General features: G+C 51.1%; 4 protein-coding genes. All 4 read left to right on the top strand.

Translation table 11 applies throughout. The features are described 5' to 3' along the window. Positions 1-836: 836 nt before the first annotated feature. On the top strand, positions 837-1793 hold the full coding sequence (locus tag Q7V06_RS04080) for a tyrosine--tRNA ligase (protein ID WP_304838485.1): 957 nt from the start codon (positions 837-839) through the stop codon (positions 1791-1793). A 6-nt stretch (positions 1794-1799) separates the two neighbouring features. Beyond that, positions 1800-2606 carry a serine protein kinase RIO gene (locus Q7V06_RS04075; RefSeq protein WP_304838483.1) on the top strand — a complete coding sequence of 269 codons (807 nt, stop codon included), beginning with the start codon at positions 1800-1802 and terminating at the stop codon, positions 2604-2606. 19 nt (positions 2607-2625) lie between these two features. Beyond that, the gene (locus Q7V06_RS04070) at positions 2626-3168 is read left to right on the top strand and encodes a KH domain-containing protein (protein WP_304838480.1); all 543 of its coding nucleotides are present in this window, start codon (positions 2626-2628) and stop codon (positions 3166-3168) included. Positions 3169-3412: 244 nt separating this feature from the next. Continuing rightward, a partial coding sequence (locus tag Q7V06_RS04065; protein ID WP_304838477.1) for an ATP-dependent DNA helicase occupies positions 3413-5525 on the top strand: 2113 nt, incomplete at its 3' end.

Below are 5525 nucleotides of genomic sequence, written 5' to 3'. Positions count from 1 at the left end.
AATAGCCTCTGGCAGGATCAACCAGAATGTTATAATAAGCACACTTGCTTTCTTTTGTCCTGGATTTCACATCCAGGCTGAACTTTCGGAATTAGCGGTCACTCAATGAATGTCCGCATTGCCAATACCAACGTCAGAACCAACACCGGTCATGCCGGCTGTGTCGGTCCTCCACTGAAAGAATCTTGGAATTAACCTATACGCAGTGACTCTATTTAACCACTGCGATCTAACATTCCGGAGCCGGGAGAACCCGGAATCCGGTCTGCGTTGCAGGATCATTATATTGGCGTTGATGAGTTATATAGGTTCTCATCATGCCGGCAAAACCCTGCAACCAATCATCGGATCCCCGGCACCGATGACGCCGGGGACTGTGAGATATGAACAGGAAAAACCTGTTTCACACCCTGAGGAGGAATGATGCCACTTTCCCGGATAATCCGGAATTATGGCAGGATAACAGAAACAACGAGAGATTTAACGCTCGTTTTGTGCTGTCTCATCTCCTGCGACCTAATTAAGTGGGTTCATCTCGCATATATATCCTTGCTTTTTATAGGGGGGAAAACCCGGATTTTACAGGTGCCACACCGAAGAAGAGATCAAATCCCACCAAAATGCCCCATTCAAAGCGGGGTACAGGATGAACGCGCAAAGGAGAACTCACCCCAATCCCCCTCCCGGATACTATCCAACGGAAAACCTCAACCTCATGGACCGTGAACTAACCAGATACGCGCATATCCGGAAGATTACATCTGAACCAGAGGAGAGACGATCCCCGCTTCCCCGTACCCCGCAAGTTAAACACCTCAGAACAACAATAGTAGAATATGGATCCTTATGATCTCGTGGCACGAAACACCGTTGAAATCGTCACGGAAGAGGAACTGAGAAATACCCTTGACCAAACGGTAAAACGGGTCTATGCCGGATACGAACCGTCAGGTGAGATCCATCTCGGCCATCTCGTCACCATCAACAAACTGATCGATATGAAGGAGGCGGGGTTCTCCGTCGTCGTTCTTCTTGCAGACCTCCATGCATTCCTGAACAGAAAAGGGACCCTTGAAGAGGTGCGGGAACTTGCTGAGTATAACAGGGCCTGTATCGAAGCAGTCGGGCTCAAAGGCGCCGAGTTTGTGATCGGAACAGACCTCCAGCTGGACCCGGAGTATCAGCTTCAGGTGCTTGAACTCTCCCAGCAGGTGACACTGAACCGTGCAAAGCGGAGTATGGACGAAGTCGGACGGGCAATGGAGAACCCGACAGTCTCCCAGATGGTCTATCCGATCATGCAGATGGTTGACATTGCAGCACTCAAAGTCGATGCGGCGGTGGGTGGAATCGATCAGCGGAAGATCCATATGCTCGCCCGCGAATACCTCGGAGCGATCAATAAGAGACCTCCTGTCTGTGTCCATACCCCGATCATCAACGGTCTTGACGGAAAGAAGATGTCCTCTTCAGCGGGGAATGTCGTATCGGTAGCAGATTCTGAGGAGGAGATCAGAAAGAAGATCAGGAAGGCCTTCTGCCCGCCCGAGACCGGGGGAAATCCCATCATGGAGATCTTCTCCCACCATATCTTCCCGCGCCTCGGTAGCATTCAGATTAAAAGACCTGAAAAATACGGCGGAGATCGGGAATTTACCTCAATGCAGGAATTTGAAGCGGCATATGCAGCAGGAGAGATTCATGCAATGGATGCCAAGAATGCCTGCGCTGATGGACTTGTTGAGGTACTCGCACCGGCATACGAGTTTATTATGAGCACAAAGAGAGGATAGAGAGCGATGAAAGAGAGAGGAGAGGAGACGAAGAAGACAGATGATCGGGTAGAGGCTCTCGATCGTGAGCTGTCCCGGATGGGGATACGGATACGTGACTCTGACGATCGGAAGGTCCGTGATGAAGTCTTTGATGATGTCACCCTCTATGCTCTTTACAAACTCGCAAAAAAGAAGGTTATCAGCGCTGTCGGCGGCTCCATATCAACCGGGAAAGAGGCAAATGTCTTCTTTGCAGAGCAGGGAGAGGGAGAAGACTGTGTCATTAAGGTTTACCGTATCCGGACAGGTAACTTCAACGCAATGAGCGACTATATCCTTGGAGATCCAAGGTTCTCCAATATCAGAAAGACGAAGAAGGATATCATCTTCGCCTGGACAAAGAAGGAGTACTCAAACCTCTCCCGTGCACTCGAAGCAGGCCTCCCGGTGCCTGAGCCGATCGCCTTTGACAGAAATATTCTGATCATGGGATTCCTTGGAGAAGACGGGGTACCCTATCCCCAGCTCAGACTGGATCCACCGGATGATCCGGAGAACGCATATGCAGAGGTCCTCGATCTCATCACGAGACTCTACCAGAAGGCGAAGCTCGTCCACGGAGACCTCTCGGAATACAACATCCTAAGCGGCGGGGGGCGGCTCTGGCTGATTGATGTGGGACAGGCAGTGACACCTGACCACCCATCCGCTCACCGTTTCCTCTTCCGGGATATCCAGAATATCAACAGGTATTTTGGGAGCCGGTGCAAGACACTCGATGAACATGAGATCCTCAGAGGGATCGTTGGTGAAGATTTCTTCACCCCGTAATTACAGAGGAGAATCAGTTATGACAATTCAGGAACTTAAAGTGGCCTCCGATCGGATCGGGGTCATCATAGGAAAAGGCGGATCTACCCGCAAGGCCATCGAAGAGAAGGCCGGTGTCACGATCACCATTGACAGTCATGAAGGAATGGTCTCAATCGAAGGAGAGGACGCAGTCGGTGTACTCAGGGCAACCGAGATGATCCGTGCAATCGGCAGGGGATTCTCACCGGAACGTGCATCCAAAATCTTTGAGGATGACGATGTCATCTTTGATCTCCTCGACCTCTCAAATGTCGCCGACACCCCGGAGAAGATGAACAGAATTCGCGGGCGGATCATCGGAAGAGATGGAAAAGCACGCGGTCAGATCGAGAATATGACCCAGACATACATCTCTATCTATGGAAAGACCGTCGGGATCATCGGAATGCCTGAACCGGCACATACGGCACGCAAGGCAGTTGAGATGCTGGTTGAAGGAGCAGATCATGCAAGCGTCTTTGCCTTCCTTGACAAGAGAAAGAAAGAGGCAAAACAGGACCTCCTCAGCTACTACTATTAATCTCTATCCGGGGGGTTCATTTCCGAAGGAACTATTCGGATACGAATAGTTCCATGATAGTAGTCATCAGAACCAATCCGGAGATACCATAACGCAGTAGCCATATGAAAAATAAAGGGATATTATTGCTTGAAATAGAAAAAAGAGTGTCTATATCCTGAAAACAATAAATATCCGATAATAGTACTACACCGATGTGATCTTTGTGGTGAATGAAGGCTCCAGTGGAAATAAAGGGGTTAGTATGAGCTCTTTTGAGACCCTCCCGATCCCATCGGAATTAGTAGAGCAGTACTACGATCATGGTATCAGGACCCTCTACCCCCCACAGATAGCCTGTATCGAAGCAGGGCTTTTTGAAAGGAAGAACCTCGTCATCAGCATCCCGACTGCAAGTGGGAAGACCCTTATTGCAGAGATGGCGATGCATCACCAGATAGCAGCCGGAGGTAAATGCCTCTATGTCGTTCCTCTCAAGGCCCTCGCAAGTGAGAAGTACGATGACTTCTCAGGAAAAGGGGTGAGGGTCGGAATCTCAACCGGGGATTTCGACAGGAAGGATGAGCAGCTTGGGAGATCCGATATCATCGTGGCAACCTCTGAGAAGGTCGATTCACTCCTCAGAAACCGTACAGGCTGGATCAATGCCATATCACTCCTTGTCATCGACGAGATCCATTTAATCGGTGATGAGGGGCGTGGCGCCACCCTCGAGATGGTGATCACAACGATGCGGAACAGAAACCCGGATCTCCAGGTGATCGGACTCTCCGCAACGATCGGTAACCCAAAAGAGCTGGCCGGATGGCTCTCTGCCGGACTCGTTGAGTCCGACTGGCGGCCGGTCGATCTCAGGGAGGGGGTCTACTTCCAGGGATCAATCCGGTTCACCAGTGGGGAGAGGCCGGTTCAATCCATAAAGAAGGATGTGGATACAAACCTCTGCCTCGATACCGTTACAGAAGGTGGCCAGGCACTCGTCTTCGTCTCCTCACGAAGAAATGCCGAGGGAGCCGCAAAACGGATCGGATCAGCCCTCAGGCTGGATGAACCAAAGCTCGATGAGATTGCACGACAGATCCTTGAGAGTGACGAGAGTGAGGTCGCAAAGACCCTTGCTGCCTGCATCAGAAGCGGATCGGCCTTCCATCATGCAGGTTTATCACGGGACGTCAGAAGACTGGTCGAAGGGGGATTCCGAAAGGGTGCTATCCGGGTGATCGCTTCAACTCCGACCCTGGCAGCAGGGCTGAACCTCCCGGCTCGTCGCGTTATCATTAATAGTCTCCACAGGTTCATCCCTGGTGAGGGGCAGGTCCAAATTCCTGTTCGTGAATACCGGCAGATGGCAGGACGGGCAGGACGGCCCGGTCTAGACCCCTATGGAGAGGCGGTCCTGATCGGAAAGAACGGGGATGAAGTTCAGGAGCTTTTTGACTCTTTTATTCTGGCTAAGGCAGAGGAGATCGACTCCCGGTGTGCAAAACGATCCGTCTTACTCTCGCGGATACTCGCACTGATCGCAAGCAGAGAGGCAACAGATCATGATGCCATCTCCCGATTCTTTCAGGGAAGCTTTTATGCGGTTAAACACGCAAACCTCAGCTTCTTAAACCGCATCTGCACCACAGTGATCAGAGACCTCGATGAGATGGGGATGGCAATCGATCTCGGGGGAAGACTGGAGGCGACCGGGTTTGGTGAGCTCACCTCAAAGCTCTATCTTGACCCAAGGTCAGCTGTCATGATCGCAGACGCACTCAGAGAAAGAGATGCTGTAACACCCTTTGGAATCCTCCATCTCCTCTCTGCAACCCCTGATATGTTCCGTCTCTATCTTAAATCAGCTGATGGCGAGCTGATTGAAACCGTGATGGAAGAGCGGGAAGAAGAGTTTTTAATCGGGCAGCAAGAGGCAGTATTTCCATGGCTTGGATATGAAGAGATCATCACAGCCATCAAGACCGCGCTCGTCCTTGAGAACTGGATCAACGAAGTTCCGATCGAGATGATTGCAGAGCGGTTTTCGATTGGACCCGGAGATATTCATGGACTCATTGAGGGGATCGGCTGGCTCATTCATGCAACACGTGAGATATGCAGGCGTGAGATACCGTCTCTGCATACAGAGATGAGTGAACTAGAGATCCGTTTGAAACATGGGGTGAAGGAAGAGCTCCTTCCACTCATCAGACTCAGAGGGATAGGTCGTGTTCGTGCACGTTCCCTCTTCAACAGCGGATATGAGAATCCTCTGGCCCTGGCAGAAGCAGGTGTCGAAAAGATCGCCAGAATCATCGGCCAGAAGACTGCTGAATCTATCCTCGAACAGATTCGGACAGGTGGAAGAGGAAAGA

Origin of the sequence: Methanocalculus sp. (assembly GCF_030651615.1) — an archaeon.
Lineage (GTDB): Archaea > Halobacteriota > Methanomicrobia > Methanomicrobiales > Methanocorpusculaceae > Methanocalculus.
This window is presented reverse-complemented; position numbering and strand designations above follow the sequence as displayed.